The following is a 16592-nucleotide window of genomic DNA, read 5'->3' on the forward strand; positions in this document are numbered from 1 at the left end:
CATGAAATTCGATAGCCCCGCGACGACCAACCCGATCGACCGGTTGAAGGTCGTCGGTCAACCCTTCAGCCGGATCGACGGTCCGCTCAAGACCACCGGCACCGCGCCTTACGCCTATGAGCGGCACGATGTCGCGCCCAACCAGGCCTATGGCTATGTGGTCGGCGCCGCGATCGGCAAGGGACGGATCGCCGGCATCGATCTCGGCAAGGCCAAGGCGGCGCCCGGGGTGCTCGCGATCGTCACGGCCGAAAACGCCGGCAAGCTCGGCAAGGGCAGGCTCAACACCGCAAAGCTGCTCGGCGGGCCCGAGATCCAGCATTATCATCAGGCCATCGCCGTCGTCGTGGCGGACACCTTTGAGCAGGCGCGCGCCGCGGCAGCGCTGATCCGCGTCGACTATGCCCGCGAACAGGGCGCGTTCGATCTGGCTTCGCTGACCGACAAGGCGAAGCCCAATCCGATCACCAGCGGTCCCGGCGATACCGCGGTCGGCGACTTCGCCGCGGCGTTCGCGGCAGCTCCGGTCCGGCTCGACGCGCGCTATTCAACGCCCGATGAAGCGCATGCGATGATGGAGCCGCATGCCACGATCGCCGCATGGCAGGGCGACAAGCTCACGCTCTGGACCTCCAACCAGATGATCGCCTGGAACGCCGCCGAGATGGCCACGATCCTGGATGTCCCGAAGGAAAACGTCCGTCTCGACTCGCCGTTCGTCGGCGGCGGCTTCGGCGGCAAGCTGTTTCCGCGCGCGGACGCGTTGCTCGCCGCGCTCGGCGCGCGGGCCGCGAAACGGCCGGTGAAGGTCGCGCTGCAGCGTCCGCTGATGTTCAACAACACCACGCACCGTCCCGCCACGATCCAGCGCATCCGGATCGGGGCGACGGCGGACGGCAAGATCACGGCGATCGGTCATGAAAGCTGGTCGGGCGATCTGGTGGGCGGCAAGGCGGATGGCGCGGTCGCCCAGACGCGGCTGCTCTATGCCGGTGCGCATCGCATGACCGCGACGCGGCTCGCGACACTCGACCTGCCGGAAGGCAATGCGATGCGCGCGCCGGGCGAGGCGACCGGCATGATGGCGTTGGAAATCGCCATGGACGAAATGGCCGAGAAGCTCGGGATGGATCCGGTCCAATTCCGCATTCTCAATGATACCCAGGTCGATCCGGAAAAGCCGGAGCGGCCGTTCTCGCAGCGGCAGCTGGTCGAGTGCCTGCGCAACGGCGCGGAGCGTTTCGGCTGGAACCGGCGCAATCCGCAGCCGGGCCGGGTGCGCGACGGGCGCTGGCTGGTCGGCATGGGCGCCGCCGCCGCGTTCCGCAACAATCTGCTGACCAAATCGGCGGCGCGGGTGCGGCTCGACGGCAGCGGCATCGTGACCGTCGAGACCGACATGACCGACATCGGGACCGGCAGCTACACCATCATCGCCCAGACCGCGGCCGAGATGATGGGCGTGCCGCTCGAAAGGGTGAAGGTGCGTCTCGGCGACTCCGCTTTCCCGGTATCGGCGGGCTCCGGCGGCCAATGGGGCGGCAACAACTCTACCGCGGGCGTTTATGCCGCCTGCGTCAAGCTGCGCGAGGCGATTGCGCAGAAACTCGGCTTCAACTCCACTGAGGCGGAGTTTGCCGAGGGCGAGGTTCGCGCCGGCAATCGCCGCGTGCCGCTGACCCAGGCTGCAGGCGAGGCCGGCATCGCGGCCGAAGACGGCATCGAGTACGGTGATCTCGCCAAGAAGTACCAGCAATCGACCTTCGGCGCGCATTTCGTCGAAGTCGGTGTCGATGCCGCCACCGCCGAGATCCGCGTGCGCCGGATGCTCGCGGTTTGCGCCGCCGGCCGCATCCTCAATCCGAAGACGGCCCGCAGCCAGGTGATCGGGGCGATGACGATGGGCGTCGGTGCAGCGCTGATGGAGGAACTCGTGGTCGACAAGCGCGCCGGCTTCTTCGTCAATCATGACCTCGCCGGCTATGAGGTGCCGGTTCATGCCGACATTCCGCATCAGGAGATGTTCTTCCTCGACGAGACCGATCCGATGTCGTCGCCGATGAAAGCCAAGGGCGTCGCCGAACTCGGCATCTGTGGCGTCGCGGCCGCGGTTGCCAACGCGGTCTACAATGCGACCGGCGTCCGGGTGCGCGATTATCCGATCACGCTCGACAAGCTCTTGGAGCGGATGCCGGACGTGGGTTGAACTGCCAGCCATCTCGAACCGCCGATATTTATTCCGGGAGCGCCATGATCACGCGACGAGGCCTCGTCGCAGCCACCGGCCTCGCCGTGTTGGCGGCAGGCGCCACGCCCCCTGTCCGGGCGCAAGCAAGGAGCGTAACGATGGAAATCAAGCGAAGCGGTTCACAGCCGTCGGGTAAGGGGCCTGCGGTATACTTCACCGGCAGTGTGCGCGTCGATCCGCTATTCCAGGCCGCAGATCCCGCGCGCGTCGCCGGCGCCCACGTCACGTTCGAGCCCGGCGCGCGTACGGCATGGCACACCCACCCGCTGGGCCAAACCCTGATCGTCACCTCCGGCCGCGGCTGGGTGCAGGTCTGGGGCGGACGTGTCGAGGAAATTCACCCCGGCGATGTCATCTGGTTTCCGCCAGGCGAAAAACACTGGCACGGCGCGACGCCGGCGACGGCGATGACGCACATTGCCATTCAGGAGCGGCTCGACGGCAAGGCCGTCGACTGGATGGAAAAGGTCAGCGACGAACAGTATCGGACTTGATATCCCGAAGAAGAGCTTGACGCAGCGCCGCTCACGCTCGCTGCGCTGCCGCCACTCGAGTGGCGGGGATATGGCGGGGGNTTTGCAGCGGGCGCTCGAATCGTCCCGAAAACGCGCTATGAATGGACGATGGAAAAGGTCCCGCGTCCCCTGCCGTTCTCGGCATTCGAATGGCTTGTGTCCGGGCGCTACCTGCGGGCGCGGCGCAAGGAAGGCTTCATTTCCGTCATCGCCGGTTTTTCCTTTCTCGGCATCATGCTCGGCGTTGCGACGCTGATCATAGTGATGGCCGTCATGAACGGCTTTCGCAAGGAGCTGGTGGACAAGATCGTCGGGCTGAACGGCCATCTTCTGGTGCAACCGCTGGAGTCGCCGCTGACGGACTGGGAGGACGTCACCGAGCGCATCAGTCGGGTTCCGGACATCCGGCTCGCCGCTCCCGTCGTGGACGGCCCGGCGCTGGCATCGTCGGCGCAGAACGCCTCCGGCGTCCTCATTCGCGGCATTCGCTCCGAGGATCTCAACAAACTCGCCGCGATCGCCGGCAATATCCAGCAGGGCTCGCTGGACGCATTCGAACAGGGGCAGGGGGTCGCGATCGGTCGCCGGCTTGCCGATCAATTGTCGCTCCGTGCCGGCGACAACATCACGCTGGTCGCGCCGGATGGAGCCATCAAGTCGAAGGGCACGGCGGCCCGCATCAAGCCGTACAAGGTTGCGGCGGTGTTCAGCATCGACATGTCGGAATATGATTCCGTCATGGTGTTTCTGCCGCTCGCCGAGGCGCAGGCCTATTTCAACCGCGGCAATGACGTGAGCGCCATCGAGGTTTTCATCGAAGGCCGCCCGGACAAGGTCGACAGCTTCCGCAGGCCGGTGACTGACGCCGCGGGACGGCCGGTGTTCCTGGTCGACTGGCGGCGGCGTACCTCGGCCTTCTTCGCGGCGCTTCAGGTCGAACGCAACGTCATGTTCCTGATCCTGACCTTGATCGTGCTGGTCGCCGCGCTGAATATCGTGTCGGGCCTGATCATGCTGGTGAAGGACAAGGGGAGCGACATCGCCATTCTACGCACCGTCGGCGCCTCGCGCGGCGCGATCATGCGGGTATTCCTTATCGCAGGTGCCGCGATCGGCGTGCTCGGCACGATAACCGGATTGCTCGTCGGCATGCTGGTTTGCCTGAATATCGAAACGATCCGGCAATTCCTGTCCTGGATCACCAATACCGAGCTGTTTCCGCCAAAACTCTACTTCCTGTCGAAGCTGCCGGCCGAGATCGATTTTGGCGAGACCGCCGCGGTCGTGGCCATGGCGTTGACCCTGTCATTCCTCGCCACACTCTATCCCTCCTGGCGCGCCGCGCGGCTCGATCCGGTCGAAGCGCTGAGATATGGGTGAGGGCTGACGCTGGACCGCACAAAGTTGTCGTCACCCGCGAAAAGCGGGTGACCCAGTATTCCAGAGACAGCAGCGATCGAACCCAGAAACGGCGGCGTACTGGATCCCCCGCATGCGCGGGGGACGACGGCAGTGCACGTGGCGCCATAACCCCTCATTTCGAGCGCAGCGAAGCAATCCATAGCGCCGCAAGCGGAGAGGTGATTGCTTCGCTGCGCTCGCAATGACGCGGATGGGCCACGGCCTACCGGAAGCGGACTGGCCCCGCCTCGAGCGGTATGACTGCTCGGTATCTGTAGAATTGCGCATTTTGCGATAGCTGCGCCCTTTCTTTTCGCCCACGGGCCATTTCCCCTCGGCACAAAAACGCTTTATGGTGACCCCTCGCTTCGCGCTTGGCGAAATCTAATTCATGATCAATATCAAAGGCTTGGCATAGGGCTGGCGCCTTTGGAGGGTGGTTTGACGCGCTATATTTCGACGCGGGGGGAGGCCCCCGTCCTGGGTTTCTGCGATGTGATGCTGACCGGGCTCGCCCGCGACGGCGGCCTCTATGTGCCCGAGGTCTGGCCGCAGCTATCGCGCGAGACCATCGCCTCCTTCTTCGGCCGGCCCTATTGGGAAGTCGCCGTCGACGTGATCCGGCCATTTGCCGCCGGCGAAATCTCCGACGCCGATCTCGGCCGCATGGCGAATGAGGCTTACGCCACGTTCCGCCATCCCGCAGTGGTGCCGCTGAACCAGGTCAGCCCCAATCAGTTCGTGCTGGAGCTGTTTCACGGCCCGACGCTGGCGTTCAAGGACGTCGCGATGCAGTTGATCTCGCGGCTGATGGATCACGTGCTGGCCAAGCGCAGCCAGCGTACCACCATCGTGGTTGCGACCTCGGGCGATACCGGCGGCGCCGCGGTTGATGCGTTCGCGGGTCTCGACAATGTCGATCTGGTGGTGCTGTTTCCGACCGGGCGCATCTCCGACGTGCAGCGGCGGATGATGACGACGACCGGCGCTGCGAACGTGCATGCGCTGGCGATCGAGGGCACCTTCGACGATTGCCAGGCGCTCGTGAAGGCGATGTTCAACCATCACGGCTTTCGCGATGCGGTCTCGCTGTCGGGCGTCAACTCGATCAACTGGGCACGGATCGTCGCCCAGGTGGTGTATTACTTCACCTCTGCCGTGGCGCTCGGCGCGCCCGCGCGTACGGTGGATTTCACCGTGCCCACCGGCAATTTCGGCGACATCTTTGCAGGCTACGTCGCGAAGAAAATGGGGCTGCCGATCCGCTGGCTCCGCATCGCCTCCAACGTCAACGACATCCTGCCGCGCACGCTCAAGACCGGCATCTACGAGGTCCGCGAGGTTCACGCCTCCGCTTCGCCCTCGATGGATATCCAGGTCTCCTCGAATTTCGAACGGCTGTTGTTCGAGGCGAGCCGCCGCGATGCCGACAGCGTCCGCCGCCTGATGGGCTCGCTCAAGCAGTCCGGCCGCTTCGTGTTGCCGGATGCCATGCTGGCCGCGATCCGCGAGGAGTTCGACGCCGGCCGTGCCGACGAGACCGAAACCTCGGCGGCGATCCGCACCGCCTGGCGCGAGGCCGGCGAACTCGTCGATCCCCACACCGCGGTGGCGCTGGCAGTGGCCGATCGCGACACCTCGGATTCGAGGATCCCCAACATCGTGCTGTCGACCGCGCATCCGGCCAAGTTTCCCGATGCGGTGGAAGCCGCCTGCGGCGTGCGGCCGCAACTGCCGGCCTGGCTCGACGGCCTGATGACCAAATCCGAACACATCACGGTGATGAAGAACGATTCAGCCGAAGTGGAGCGATTCGTGCGCTCGGTGAGCCGTGCCGCGAAGCAGGGAGTAGCCGGATGAGTGTCGACGTGACCAAGTTGCCGTCCGGCCTGACCGTCGTCACCGACACCATGCCGCATCTCGAAACCGCGGCGCTCGGCGTCTGGGCCGGGGTCGGCGGCCGCGACGAAAAGCCGAACGAGCACGGCATCTCGCATCTTCTCGAACACATGGCCTTCAAGGGCACGACCAGGCGCTCCTCACGCGAGATCGTCGAGGAGATCGAGGCGGTCGGCGGCGATCTCAACGCCGGGACCTCGACCGAGACCACGGCCTATTATGCGCGGGTGATGAAGGCCGACGTGCCGCTGGCGCTTGATGTGCTCTCCGACATCCTCACCAATCCCTCCTTCGTGCCGGATGAGCTCGAGCGCGAGAAGAGCGTGATCGTGCAGGAAATCGGCGCGGCGCAGGATACGCCCGATGATGTCGTGTTCGAGCACCTCAACGAACTCTGCTTTCCGGACCAGCCGATGGGCCGCTCGCTGCTCGGCACTGCCAAGACGCTGAAGAAATTCGATCGCGACATGCTGCGCAGCTATCTCTCCACGCATTACCGCGGGCCCGACATGGTGGTGGCCGCCGCCGGTGCGGTCGATCACAAGCGCGTGGTGGAGGAAGCGGCGCAGAAATTTGCCAGCTTCGACGCCGCGCCCGGGCCGAAGCCGCAGGCTGCGATGTTCGGCAAGGGCGGTTCGCGCGTGGTGCACCGCGACCTCGAACAGGCCCATCTAACGCTGGCGCTCGAAGGCGTGCCGCAGACCGACCTGTCGCTGTTCTCGCTGCAGGTCTTCACCAACATCCTCGGCGGCGGAATGTCGTCGCGGCTGTTCCAGGAAGTGCGCGAGAAGCGCGGCCTGTGCTACTCGATCTACACCTTCCACGCGCCCTATACCGACACCGGCTTTTTCGGCCTCTACACCGGCACCGATCCCGGCGACGCGCCGGAGATGATGGAAGTGATCGTCGACGTCATCAATGACGCGGTGGAAACCCTCAGCGAAGCCGAAATCGCCCGCGCCAAGGCGCAGATGAAGGCGGGGCTGCTGATGGCGCTGGAAAGCTGCTCGTCGCGCGCCGAACAATTGGCGCGGCACATATTGGCCTATGGCCGTCCCCTGACGGTGGAAGAACTGGTGACGCGGATCGACGCCGTCAGCGTCGAATCCACCCAAAGCGCCGCCCACGCGCTATTGTCGCGCAGCCGGCCGGCGGTCGTAGCACTTGGCAGTGGCAGGGGTCTGGACACGGCGGTATCTTTTGCGGAAGGATTGACGCGGTCGAAGGCGAAGACGCTTCTGCATTAGGTCCTGACCTCTCCCCGCAAGGGCGGGGCGGGGGAGTAGTTCGGGCGGGAGAGAGTGGGCATGGCCCTGTTTCGTTTGCCAACCAGCGGACCTGCCGCGCTTGTGCCGCGCGGCCGCGGTCTTCTGCTGCGCGCGCCGCAGATGTCGGATTTTCCGCAATGGGCACAATTGCGCGAAACGAGCCGCGCCTACCTGACGCCGTGGGAACCGATCTGGCCGTCGGATGATCTGACCCGCGCCGGCTTTCGCCGCAGGCTCCGCCGTTACGCCGAGGATATCGCCGCCGACCGCTCCTATCCGTTCATCATCTTCCGCGAGTCGGACGGAGCCATGATCGGTGGCATCACGCTCGCCAATGTCCGCCGCGGCATCGTGCAGGCCGGTACCATCGGCTATTGGGTCGGCGAACCCCACGCCGATCGCGGCTACATGACGACGGCGCTGCGGGTGCTGCTGCCGACGCTGTTTGGCGAGCTCAATTTGCACCGCATCGAGGCCGCTTGCATTCCCTCCAATTCGCCCTCGATCCGGGTGCTGGAGAAGTGCGGCTTCACCCGCGAGGGGCTGGCGCGGCGCTATCTCTGCATCAACGGCGTCTGGCAGGACCATCTGCTGTTCGGCCTGCTGCACGAGGATTTCCGCGGCTGAACCGCTGATTTCTAAACCCTTTTGGTGCCTTATCAGGTGCCTTGGGTTCGCCGCCATTGGGCTGCTATAACGCCGCCGGAAACAATGACGATGGGATGTCAGGGACGTCGCATGGGTGACAATCGTTTGGCCAGGATCGCGGTCATGGCCGCGGTCGCGGGTGGGCTGGCGTGCCTGACGGCTGCGCCGGTATCGGCGCAATCGCTGACTGATCGTTTCAAGAGCCTGTTCGGCGGCAAGTCGGACGAGGAGCCGGCCGCCGCTGCGCCGGCGGTTCCGCAGGATACGGGCGATCTGACCTGTCCGCCTGTTACGGTCAGGGCGGGGGCATCCACTTACGCCGTGGGGGCGCCCGGCAAGCAGCCGGTCGGCAACGACCTGCGCTTCCAGGCGACGATCAGCAAGATGGCCCGCGAATGCAGCGTCAATGGCGGCGTGATCACGGCACGGATCGGCATTCAGGGCCGCGTCATCGCCGGTCCCGCTGGCGCCCCGGCTGCGGTCCAGGTTCCGATCCGCGTTGCGGTGGTACACGGCGGCGTGTCCGAGAAGACCATCGCCACCAAGGCCTATCAGACGACCGTCAATATGACCGAATCCGGCAGCGAACCGTTTACGCTGGTCGCCGAAGACCTCACCTATCCGGTGCCCCCCGGCGCCGCCGGCGACAGCTACATCTTCTATATCGGCTTCGACCCGCAGTCCCTGAAGCCCGAGCGTCCGGCACCGAAAAAGAAGAAGTAATAAAAAAGCCGGCGCGATCGTCTCGCGCCGGCTTTTGATTGGTGGCGAAGAGCGCTCAGTTCAGCTTGGCGCGAACTTCAGCAATGCCCTTGGTGAGCAGGTCGTCGGCGACCGAGCCCTTGACCGACTGCGACAGGATGGTCGAGGCGGCTTCGACTGCGGCGTTGGCGGCAGCGGCGCGGACGTCGGCCAAAGCCTGAGCCTCGGCAAGTGCGATCTTGCCTTCGGCGGTCTTGGTGCGGCGGGCGACGAAGTCTTCCATCTTGGCCTTGGCTTCGGTCGCGATGCGCTCGGCTTCGGCCTTGGCGTTGGCGACGATTTCCTCGGCTTCCCGCTCGGCGCTGGCGCGGCGGGTCTGGTACTCGCCGAGCAGCTTGGCGGCCTCCTCTTTCAGACGGCGGGCGTCGTCAAGTTCGGCCTTGATGCGCTCGCTGCGATGATCGAGCGCCGTCAGCACCGTCTTGTGGATGCCGAGATAGGCAAACAGCACCAGCAGGATGACGAAGGCGATTGCGACCCAGGTTTCCGGTTGGGTGAACATCGGTCTATCCCTTCAACGAAGCGTCGACGGCTTTGCTCACCGCCTTGCTGTCGGGCAGCACGCCGGTGAGACGCTGGACGATCGCGCCGGCCGCATCCGCGGCGATGCCGCGGACATTGCTCATCGCGGTTTCCCGCGTCGCCGCGATCTGCTTCTCGGCGTCGGCAAGCTTGGCGGTGAGCTGGTCTTCCAGCGTCTTGCGCTCGGCTTCCGCAGCCGCATTCAGCTTCTCGCGGGTCTCGTTGCCGATGGCCTGCGCGCGGGTGCGGGCGGAGGCGAGCTCGGTCTCGTACGCCCTTAGCGCCGCGTCCGACTCGTCCTTGAACTTCTGCGCCGCCGAAAGATCGCCCTCGATCGCGTTCTGACGAGCATCGATCACGCTTTCGACGCGCGGCAGCGCGATGCGAGAGACGATGACGTAGAGCGCGACGAACGCGATGACGAGCGAGACCAGTTGCGAAGCAAACGTGCTCGACTCAAACGGAGGAAATCCTCCGCCGTGTCCGCCGTCGGCTTCGGTGTGGGCGCCGGTGCCCTTGGCCGGGGTACCATGACTTTTTTCAGCCACGGGGTTCTCCTGTTGCAGTCAGCCGCGCCGCCCGGAGGCGGCGCGAGTGGGTCCAGCTCAGAGCGGAACGAACAGCAGCAGCAGCGCGATCAGCAGCGAGAAAATGCCGAGCGCTTCGGTCACGGCGAAGCCGAAGATCAGGTTGCCGAACTGCCCCTGCGCGGCCGACGGGTTACGCACCGCTGCGGCAAGGTAGTTGCCGAAGATGATGCCCACGCCGACGCCTGCGCCGCCCATGCCGATGCATGCGATGCCCGCGCCGATAAGTTTAGCTGCTGCCGGTTCCATTTCTAGAGCTCCTTGAGAGGTATGACAAAGTGTGGGTGGAAATTCCCCGGACCGCTTAGTGTCCCGGATGAATGGCGTCGTTGAGGTAGATGCAGGTCAGGATCGCGAACACGTAGGCCTGCAGGAATGCGACCAAGAGTTCGAGCGCGGTCAGCGCCACCGTGAGCGCCAGCGGCAGCACGCCGCCGACCCAGCCGATCGCGCCGAGCGAGACGCCGAGCATGGCGACGAAGCCCGCGAACACCTTCAGCGCGATATGGCCGGCCAGCATGTTGGCGAACAGACGAACGCTGTGCGAAACCGGCCGCAGGAAGAACGACAGGATTTCGATGAACATGACCAGCGGCAGGATGTAGATCGGCACGCCGTGGGGGACGAAAAGCTTGAAGAATTTCAGGCCGTTCTTGTAGAGGCCGTAGATCAGCACCGTGAAGAAGACCAGTAGCGCCAGCGCCGCGGTGACAATGATGTGGCTCGAGACGGTGAAGGTGTAGGGAATGATGCCGATCAGGTTCGAGATGCAGATGAACATGAACAGCGAGAAGATCAGCGGGAAGAACTTCATGCCTTCCGCGCCGGCGGTCGAGCGGATCGTCGAGGCTACGAACTCGTAGGAGATTTCCGCGATCGACTGCAGCCGTCCGGGAACCAGTTGCCGCCCCGCCATGCCGCCGATCATCAGGATCGAGATCACGGCCACTGCCAGGAACATGTACAGCGACGAGTTGGTGAAGGCGATCGTGTGGTTGCCGATATGGCCGATCGTGAAGAGGGGCTCGATATTGAACTGGTGGATCGGGTCGATTTTCATCCGCGCGGCTCTTTATCCACCGGCCTGGCCGGCAATCGAATTTCAAATGTCGTGACTTTCCGTCGGTGCTCAGCGCCTGCGGGAAGCTACGCCTGCAGATCTCACCACGTTGACCACCCCGGCGACGAAGCCGAGCAGAAGAAACACGATGAAACCGAACGGCGATGTCGACAACAAACGGTCGAACCCCCAACCCAACGCCGCCCCGACGACAACGCCCGCGACCAACTCCGAGGAAAGCCGGAAACCCAGCGCCATCGCAGATGCTCTGGCAGCCGTATCTCCGCTTTCAGTACCGGGTTGATCAGTCCTTAGTTTCCGGCCGTCGCGAATTTCGGACAACCGTTGATCCAGACTTCCGAGCCTTGCGGAAAGCGCAGCTTCGTCGGAAGACGGCTGGTCGCGATTGCCACTTGCGTTGTCGTTCTTGTCTTCGGCCATGCCCAAGACATTAAACGATGCCAACGGTCGATGGAAATTACGCCCGTCACCCTTGAAAGCCGCGCGGACCATACTTACCGCGTCTATTCAAGTCAAGATTAGGCCGTAACCAGTTAGCGCCTTGATTTAATTGGAATTATTCGAGGGTTGCCTGCGACACTGTGGACTGTCATCGCAGTGCAGCAGCTAATCCTGCAAGGATCGATCTTGCGCCCGTCTGGGTGGTCTGTTGGGATGCCTCGCGCGAGACGGAAATCCTCGTTCCCGGAGGGCGCATGCCCCGTCAGGTCGACTACTATTTCTCGATCCAATCGCCCTGGGCCTATATCGGGCATCAAGCCTTTCGCGGCCTTGTAAGTGCTTACGATCTCAAGGTAAATCACAAGCCGGTGGTGCTGGTCGATCTGTTCTCGGAGACCGGCGGTCTGCCCTTGATGAAGCGCCATCCGGTACGCCAGCGCTACCGGATGGTCGAACTGCAGCGCTGGCGCGACAAGCGCGGGTTGAAATTCAATCTGCAACCGGCCCACTGGCCATTCAATGCGCAGCTGGCCGACGGCGTCGTGATCGCGGCGCTCGAGATCGGCCTCGACCCCGACCGGTATCTGCGCCGCGCCTTCGCCGGCGTCTGGGAAGATCAGCTCAATCTCGCCGATCCCGCAACGATCGCAAAACTTGCCGACGAATCGGGGCTGCCCGGCAAGCAATTGGTGGAGCGCTCCGGCTCGGAGGACATCACGGCCGCATATGAGCAGAACCGGCAGGAGGCGCTGGCCGCCGACGTGTTCGGCTCGCCGGTCTATGTGCTGGATGGCGAAGTTTTCTGGGGCCAGGACCGCATCGAATTGCTGGAAGACGCGTTGAAGTCGGGACGGGCGGCCTATAGCTCAAAGGTGTGAGGGCGCGCCTTGAAAGCGCCCCGTCGGTCGGGGAAACCGGCAACTCCTGAGGCGGGAGCAAGCCCATGCGCACAGCAAAATCGTCCTCGAAATTTTTGAGCCCCGTCGCGCTCGCGCTCTGTCTCGCAGCGGGCGGCCACGCGTTCGCCGGGCCGATGCCGGAGACCGAGAACGGGCGCTATTCGCTGTCGCCAGCCGGCGACGGCGTATTGCGGCTCGACACCAGAACCGGCGCGGTCTCGACCTGCACCAATTCGGGCGCCGGCTGGGCCTGCTACGCGGTGCCCGACGAGCGCACGGCGATGGATTCGGAGATCGGCCGTCTGCAGTCCGACATTGGCCGATTGCAGGCCGAGAATGAGAAGTTGAAGTCGGAGCTCGCCTCGCGCGAACCCACCGTGTCAGGCAAGATCGAGGAGCCGCTGCCGAAAGCGGACTCGCTGAAGCCCCCGAAGGCTGCCGAGAACGAACGCAAGATCGAGATCCCGCTGCCGAGCGACCGCGACATGGATCGCATGATGTCGTTCCTGGAGAAGGCCTGGCGGCGCCTGATCGAGATGGCCAACCGGGTCCAGCGGGACGTCAACGGCAAGATTTGACGGGCTGATCCTTTCGGCTTTCGGCACTCTCGCCGTCGTCCCTGCGAAAGCAGGGACCCATACGCCGCGGCCTCTGGAATTGGCACGGCCGAAGTCGATATCGTTCGCAATAATGAAAGCCCGTGGCTATGGGGCCCGGCTTTCGCAGGGACGACAGGTGGAGAGAAAATCGTGACATCGCCAAAATCCCTCTCCCGCACGGCTGCCTCCACCGTCGCCGCCAACACCATCGTGTCCTCGCTGCTGACGGTGCAGACATCAGGCACAGGCTTCACCGACCTCACCGCCGAAGTCGCAAAATTCCTGCGTGAGGCGCGCTCGCGCGAGGGCGCGCTGACGCTGTTCATCCGCCACACCTCGGCGTCGCTGACCATCCAGGAAAATGCCGATCCGACCGTGCTCGTCGATCTGACCACGGCGCTGAACCGGCTCGCACCGGAAAACGCCGGCTGGCGTCATGACACCGAGGGGCCGGACGACATGCCGGCCCACATCAAGACCATGCTGACCGCGACCTCGCTGCACGTGCCGGTGCTGCAGGGCGCGCTCGCGCTGGGCACCTGGCAGGCGATCTATCTGGTCGAGCATCGCGCGCGGCCGCACCGCCGCGAGATCGTGCTGCAGTTTGCCGGCGTGACCGATTGAGGTACCCGCAAAAGCAAACCGGCCGCGGAGCGCTCCGCGGCCGGTTCGTGACTTCGTTCCGCTGAACGAAACCGGTTACTTCGTGATATCGACGTCCTTGGTTTCCGGCAGGAAGAAGAAGCCGACAACCACGGTGATCAACGCGAAGATGATCGGGTACCAGAGGCCGGCATAGATGTCGCCGGTCGCGGCCACGATCGCGAACGAGGTCGCCGGCAGCAATCCGCCGAACCAGCCGTTGCCGATGTGATAGGGCAGCGACATCGAGGTGTAGCGAATCTTGGTCGGGAACAGCTCAACCAGCATCGCGGCGATCGGCCCGTACACCATGGTGACGTAGATCACCAGGATGAACAGCAGGCCGATGATGGCGGCGACCTGCGGTTTGAAGATGTCAAACGGGTGGTTCATCTTCACGAGCGTCGGGTTGGCGCCACGCTTCGGATAGCCCGCTTCCTGCAGGGCGGCCGTCGCTCCGGCGTTGGAATCCGCCGGCTTGGTGTAGGGCACGTCCTTGCCATTGATGCGGATCAGCACGGGAGAGCCAGCCGCGCCTGCGACGGTTTCATACTTCACCGAGGACTTCGCGAGGAAGTCGCGGGCGAGATCGCAAGGCGCAGAGAACACGCGGGTGCCGACCGGGTTGAACAGATCGCCGCAGCCCTTAGGATCGGCCACGACCTGAACCTTCACCGACTCGATGGCCTTTTCCAGCGTCGGGTTGGCGTTGGTCGAGATCATGCGGAAGATCGGGAAGAAGGTCAGCGCTGCGATCAGGCAGCCTCCCAGAATGATCGGCTTGCGGCCGATCTTGTCGGACAGCGCACCGAACACGATGAAGAAGCCGGTGCCGAGCAGGAGCGACCAGGCGATCAGGAGGTTGGCGGTGTAGCCGTCGACCTGAAGGATCGATTGCAGGAAGAACAGCGCGTAGAACTGGCCAGTATACCAGACCACGCCCTGGCCCATCACGCCGCCGAGCAGGGCGATGATGACGAGCTTGGCGTTGCTCCAGTTGGCGAAGGCTTCGGTCAGGGGAGCCTTCGATCCCTTGCCCTCTTCCTTCATCTTCTGGAAGACCGGCGACTCGTTCAGCCGCAGCCGGATCCAGACCGAGATGCCGAGCAGCACGACCGAAAGCAGGAACGGAATGCGCCAGCCCCAGGCGGCGAATTCAGGTTCGCCCAGGATGGTTCGGGTGAACAGGATGATCAGCAGCGACAGGAACAGGCCGAGCGTCGCGGTGGTCTGAATGAACGAGGTGTAGTAACCGCGTTTGCCCATTGGCGCATGCTCGGCAACGTAAGTTGCTGCACCGCCATATTCGCCGCCGAGCGCGAGGCCCTGCAGCAGGCGCAGCGCGATCAGGATGATCGGGGCCGCGATGCCGATGGTCGCCGCATTGGGCAGCAGGCCGACGATGAAGGTCGACAGGCCCATGATCAGAATGGTGACGAGGAAGGTGTATTTGCGTCCGACGATGTCACCGACGCGGCCGAACACGATGGCGCCGAACGGACGGACCAGGAAGCCGGCGGCAAAGGCGAGCAGCGCGAAAATGTCGCGGGTGGCCGGCGGATAGGCCGAGAAGAATTGCGCGCCGATGATGCTGGCGAGCGATCCGTAGAGGTAGAAGTCGTACCATTCGAAGACGGTGCCGAGCGAGGAGGCGAGAATGACGAAACGTTCGTCCTTCGTCATCCCACCGGCCTTGCCGGATGTGGCAGTAATTGTCGACATTTCCGATTCGCTCCCCTTTTTTATGATCGCGCAGATGTGCGTTGCGTCAGATCGACGCGCAATTATTAACTCCACTACATGTTCGGGAGCATTGGCCCAATAGTACTTTCGGTGGGACTGGCCGCGTTTTCCCGCCGTTTTGGGTGCCGCGATCGTTGATTCGCCATTTATCGGTTCAGCTTCGGACTAAAGTCCAATGACCGAGAAGACGAGCGCAATGCTCCACATCACGATGGAGATCATCGCGCTCCAGAGTGCGAACAGCAGATAGGTCTCGCGCATGACCGTCGAAACTGTCCGCTGCGCAGAGGCCTGGGGCGGACGGCTTTCCTTGGGAAGATAAAGCCACATCTCGGTCCGGCGATGATCCTTGGTCCGGGCTTCCCAGGCTTTCAACACCAGAATCAGTGTCATCAGGATGCTGAGAAAGCCGCCCGCCTGGAAGGCGGAGCGCGGCAGGAATGACAATCCGATCATGACGCAGAAGATGGCGAGCGAGGCGAAGCCGCAGGCGCGAAGCACGGTTTCATAGGCGATACGGCGTATCTCTTCCACGATCCGCCACCCCATCAATCAAGGAAGCATGCCGGTTGAAAGCCGGCCGCAGGGTAGCGGCAGCGCGGCCCGTGCTCAACACCGCGAATCGGCGGTTAGAGGCCGATCTTGAGAAAGTTACCGGCGGCGGGCAGCGCCAAAAGGGCGGTTCCCGCAAGCCATATCCAGAGCGATGCGTCGCTCGATTCCGAGGCTCCGGTGATCCGCTCGTAGATCGCCGCCGGAATCCCGCCCAGGATGACGGTCGCGGTCGAAACCATCAGCGATGCGAACATCAGCGTCAGGGACAGGCTGCCAAACAGCAGCGGGCCGGCGAGCAACTGGACGTACAGCAGCGTGAAAATCAGCGCGAGCTGATTGAAGATTCCGCTGATCATGCCGAAGAATGCGATTCCGATGAAATAGAAATTGCGGTTCATGATGCGGCTCCGCCAAACCGGGGCGCGAGATTGAACAGCAGCAATGTGTAGTGAAGCGCGACGCGCAGCCAGAACAGCCAGACAAAGCTTAACAGCCAAATCACGACCGGCGGGGTAACCTTGGGCGTCACGATCGCGACGGCCGCGACGACGGGATCGGTGATCCGGCAGAAAAATCGCCAGATGTAGTTCGGCGAGTCCGCATCCACCATCAGGCCGAGCAGGACGCGGCCAAGCATGGTGTACATCACTGCGGCCAGAACGAAATTCGGCAGGTGGAAATACCAGTAGGTGGCCAGCGATGTTGAAATACCCAAGGTAGGACTCTCCTGGAGGCTCGATCAATCGACGGATTGGCACGCCGCGAGAAGCACGACACAACAA

19 protein-coding genes are annotated in these 16592 nt (G+C 63.7%); 10 read left to right on the forward strand and 9 right to left on the reverse strand.

Features of this window, described 5'->3' with window-relative positions; translation table 11 throughout:
- Position 1 precedes the first annotated feature (1 nt).
- From paoC to CQ14_RS35560, 7 genes are all read left to right on the forward strand, one after another.
- Positions 2–2206 (forward strand): aldehyde oxidoreductase molybdenum-binding subunit PaoC, encoded by a 2205-nt coding sequence (gene paoC, locus CQ14_RS35530; protein WP_057862404.1) that lies wholly within the window; start codon positions 2–4, stop codon positions 2204–2206.
- A gap of 140 nt (positions 2207–2346) precedes the next feature.
- Positions 2347–2742, forward strand: a complete 396-nt coding sequence (locus CQ14_RS35535; protein WP_057862405.1) for a (R)-mandelonitrile lyase — start codon at positions 2347–2349, stop codon at positions 2740–2742.
- A gap of 129 nt (positions 2743–2871) precedes the next feature.
- Positions 2872–4143, forward strand: a complete 1272-nt coding sequence (locus CQ14_RS35540; protein WP_057862406.1) for a lipoprotein-releasing ABC transporter permease subunit — start codon at positions 2872–2874, stop codon at positions 4141–4143.
- Between the two features lie 462 nt (positions 4144–4605).
- Positions 4606–6024: a threonine synthase gene (thrC, locus tag CQ14_RS35545; RefSeq protein ID WP_057862407.1), complete on the forward strand. Its 1419-nt coding sequence runs from the start codon at positions 4606–4608 to the stop codon at positions 6022–6024.
- Complete coding sequence (locus CQ14_RS35550; RefSeq protein ID WP_057862408.1) at positions 6021–7310, forward strand: M16 family metallopeptidase; 1290 nt, start codon at positions 6021–6023, stop codon at positions 7308–7310. Before thrC ends, CQ14_RS35550 begins: the two co-directional genes overlap by 4 nt.
- A 60-nt stretch (positions 7311–7370) precedes the next feature.
- Complete coding sequence (locus CQ14_RS35555) at positions 7371–7958, forward strand: GNAT family N-acetyltransferase (protein WP_057862409.1); 588 nt, start codon at positions 7371–7373, stop codon at positions 7956–7958.
- Between the two features lie 111 nt (positions 7959–8069).
- A complete protein-coding gene (locus CQ14_RS35560; RefSeq protein WP_430650243.1) occupies positions 8070–8702 on the forward strand; it encodes a hypothetical protein in 633 nt (210 codons plus the stop codon).
- A 55-nt stretch (positions 8703–8757) separates the two neighbouring features.
- Here CQ14_RS35560 and CQ14_RS35565 read toward each other — a convergent pair whose 3' ends face one another.
- From CQ14_RS35565 to CQ14_RS35585, 5 genes are all read right to left on the reverse strand, one after another.
- Positions 8758–9243 carry a F0F1 ATP synthase subunit B family protein gene (locus CQ14_RS35565; protein ID WP_057862410.1) on the reverse strand — a complete coding sequence of 162 codons (486 nt, stop codon included), beginning with the start codon at positions 9241–9243 and terminating at the stop codon, positions 8758–8760.
- A gap of 4 nt (positions 9244–9247) precedes the next feature.
- Positions 9248–9811, reverse strand: coding sequence for a F0F1 ATP synthase subunit B family protein (locus CQ14_RS35570; protein ID WP_057862411.1), 564 nt, complete (start codon positions 9809–9811; stop codon positions 9248–9250).
- A 57-nt stretch (positions 9812–9868) separates the two neighbouring features.
- Complete coding sequence (locus tag CQ14_RS35575; RefSeq protein ID WP_016847054.1) at positions 9869–10099, reverse strand: F0F1 ATP synthase subunit C; 231 nt, start codon at positions 10097–10099, stop codon at positions 9869–9871.
- Positions 10100–10154: 55 nt separating this feature from the next.
- On the reverse strand, positions 10155–10910 hold the full coding sequence (locus CQ14_RS35580) for a F0F1 ATP synthase subunit A (RefSeq protein ID WP_057862412.1): 756 nt from the start codon (positions 10908–10910) through the stop codon (positions 10155–10157).
- 69 nt (positions 10911–10979) lie between these two features.
- Positions 10980–11351 (reverse strand): AtpZ/AtpI family protein, encoded by a 372-nt coding sequence (locus CQ14_RS35585; RefSeq protein WP_057862597.1) that lies wholly within the window; start codon positions 11349–11351, stop codon positions 10980–10982.
- 275 nt (positions 11352–11626) lie between these two features.
- Here CQ14_RS35585 and CQ14_RS35590 point away from each other — a divergent pair, with 275 nt between their 5' ends.
- From CQ14_RS35590 to CQ14_RS35600, 3 genes are all read left to right on the forward strand, one after another.
- Positions 11627–12250, forward strand: a complete 624-nt coding sequence (locus CQ14_RS35590; protein ID WP_057862413.1) for a 2-hydroxychromene-2-carboxylate isomerase — start codon at positions 11627–11629, stop codon at positions 12248–12250.
- A gap of 65 nt (positions 12251–12315) precedes the next feature.
- The gene (locus CQ14_RS35595) at positions 12316–12849 is read left to right on the forward strand and encodes a hypothetical protein (RefSeq protein WP_057862414.1); all 534 of its coding nucleotides are present in this window, start codon (positions 12316–12318) and stop codon (positions 12847–12849) included.
- A gap of 171 nt (positions 12850–13020) precedes the next feature.
- A complete protein-coding gene (locus CQ14_RS35600) occupies positions 13021–13494 on the forward strand; it encodes a secondary thiamine-phosphate synthase enzyme YjbQ (RefSeq protein ID WP_057862415.1) in 474 nt (157 codons plus the stop codon).
- A gap of 75 nt (positions 13495–13569) precedes the next feature.
- Here CQ14_RS35600 and CQ14_RS35605 read toward each other — a convergent pair whose 3' ends face one another.
- The 4 genes from CQ14_RS35605 to CQ14_RS35620 all read right to left on the reverse strand — a co-directional run bounded on the left by CQ14_RS35605 (position 13570) and on the right by CQ14_RS35620 (position 16525).
- Complete coding sequence (locus CQ14_RS35605) at positions 13570–15234, reverse strand: MFS transporter (RefSeq protein WP_057862416.1); 1665 nt, start codon at positions 15232–15234, stop codon at positions 13570–13572.
- 186 nt (positions 15235–15420) lie between these two features.
- A complete protein-coding gene (locus tag CQ14_RS35610; RefSeq protein ID WP_156435788.1) occupies positions 15421–15789 on the reverse strand; it encodes a hypothetical protein in 369 nt (122 codons plus the stop codon).
- Positions 15790–15884: 95 nt separating this feature from the next.
- Positions 15885–16208, reverse strand: a complete 324-nt coding sequence (locus tag CQ14_RS35615) for a hypothetical protein (protein WP_057862418.1) — start codon at positions 16206–16208, stop codon at positions 15885–15887.
- Positions 16205–16525 carry a hypothetical protein gene (locus CQ14_RS35620; RefSeq protein WP_057862419.1) on the reverse strand — a complete coding sequence of 107 codons (321 nt, stop codon included), beginning with the start codon at positions 16523–16525 and terminating at the stop codon, positions 16205–16207. The genes CQ14_RS35615 and CQ14_RS35620 overlap by 4 nt, the downstream gene beginning before the upstream one ends.
- Positions 16526–16592 lie beyond the last annotated feature (67 nt).

The sequence above is a fragment of the Bradyrhizobium lablabi genome, assembly GCF_001440475.1.
Lineage (GTDB): Bacteria > Pseudomonadota > Alphaproteobacteria > Rhizobiales > Xanthobacteraceae > Bradyrhizobium > Bradyrhizobium lablabi.

What these genes read in the sequence shown, in the direction of transcription:
- CQ14_RS35595 (WP_057862414.1), top strand. Translation starts at nt 12,316, where the DNA reads ATGCGCACAGCAAAATCGTCCTCGAAATTTTTGAGCCCCGTCGCGCTC.
- CQ14_RS35555 (WP_057862409.1), top strand. Translation starts at nt 7,371, where the DNA reads ATGGCCCTGTTTCGTTTGCCAACCAGCGGACCTGCCGCGCTTGTGCCG.
- CQ14_RS35580 (WP_057862412.1), bottom strand. Translation starts at nt 10,910, where the DNA reads ATGAAAATCGACCCGATCCACCAGTTCAATATCGAGCCCCTCTTCACG.
- paoC (WP_057862404.1), top strand. Translation starts at nt 2, where the DNA reads ATGAAATTCGATAGCCCCGCGACGACCAACCCGATCGACCGGTTGAAG.
- CQ14_RS35615 (WP_057862418.1), bottom strand. Translation starts at nt 16,208, where the DNA reads ATGAACCGCAATTTCTATTTCATCGGAATCGCATTCTTCGGCATGATC.
- CQ14_RS35540 (WP_057862406.1), top strand. Translation starts at nt 2,872, where the DNA reads ATGGAAAAGGTCCCGCGTCCCCTGCCGTTCTCGGCATTCGAATGGCTT.
- CQ14_RS35550 (WP_057862408.1), top strand. Translation starts at nt 6,021, where the DNA reads ATGAGTGTCGACGTGACCAAGTTGCCGTCCGGCCTGACCGTCGTCACC.
- CQ14_RS35565 (WP_057862410.1), bottom strand. Translation starts at nt 9,243, where the DNA reads ATGTTCACCCAACCGGAAACCTGGGTCGCAATCGCCTTCGTCATCCTG.
- CQ14_RS35590 (WP_057862413.1), top strand. Translation starts at nt 11,627, where the DNA reads ATGCCCCGTCAGGTCGACTACTATTTCTCGATCCAATCGCCCTGGGCC.
- CQ14_RS35585 (WP_057862597.1), bottom strand. Translation starts at nt 11,351, where the DNA reads ATGGCCGAAGACAAGAACGACAACGCAAGTGGCAATCGCGACCAGCCG.
- CQ14_RS35535 (WP_057862405.1), top strand. Translation starts at nt 2,347, where the DNA reads ATGGAAATCAAGCGAAGCGGTTCACAGCCGTCGGGTAAGGGGCCTGCG.
- CQ14_RS35560 (WP_430650243.1), top strand. Translation starts at nt 8,070, where the DNA reads ATGGGTGACAATCGTTTGGCCAGGATCGCGGTCATGGCCGCGGTCGCG.
- CQ14_RS35575 (WP_016847054.1), bottom strand. Translation starts at nt 10,099, where the DNA reads ATGGAACCGGCAGCAGCTAAACTTATCGGCGCGGGCATCGCATGCATC.
- CQ14_RS35605 (WP_057862416.1), bottom strand. Translation starts at nt 15,234, where the DNA reads ATGTCGACAATTACTGCCACATCCGGCAAGGCCGGTGGGATGACGAAG.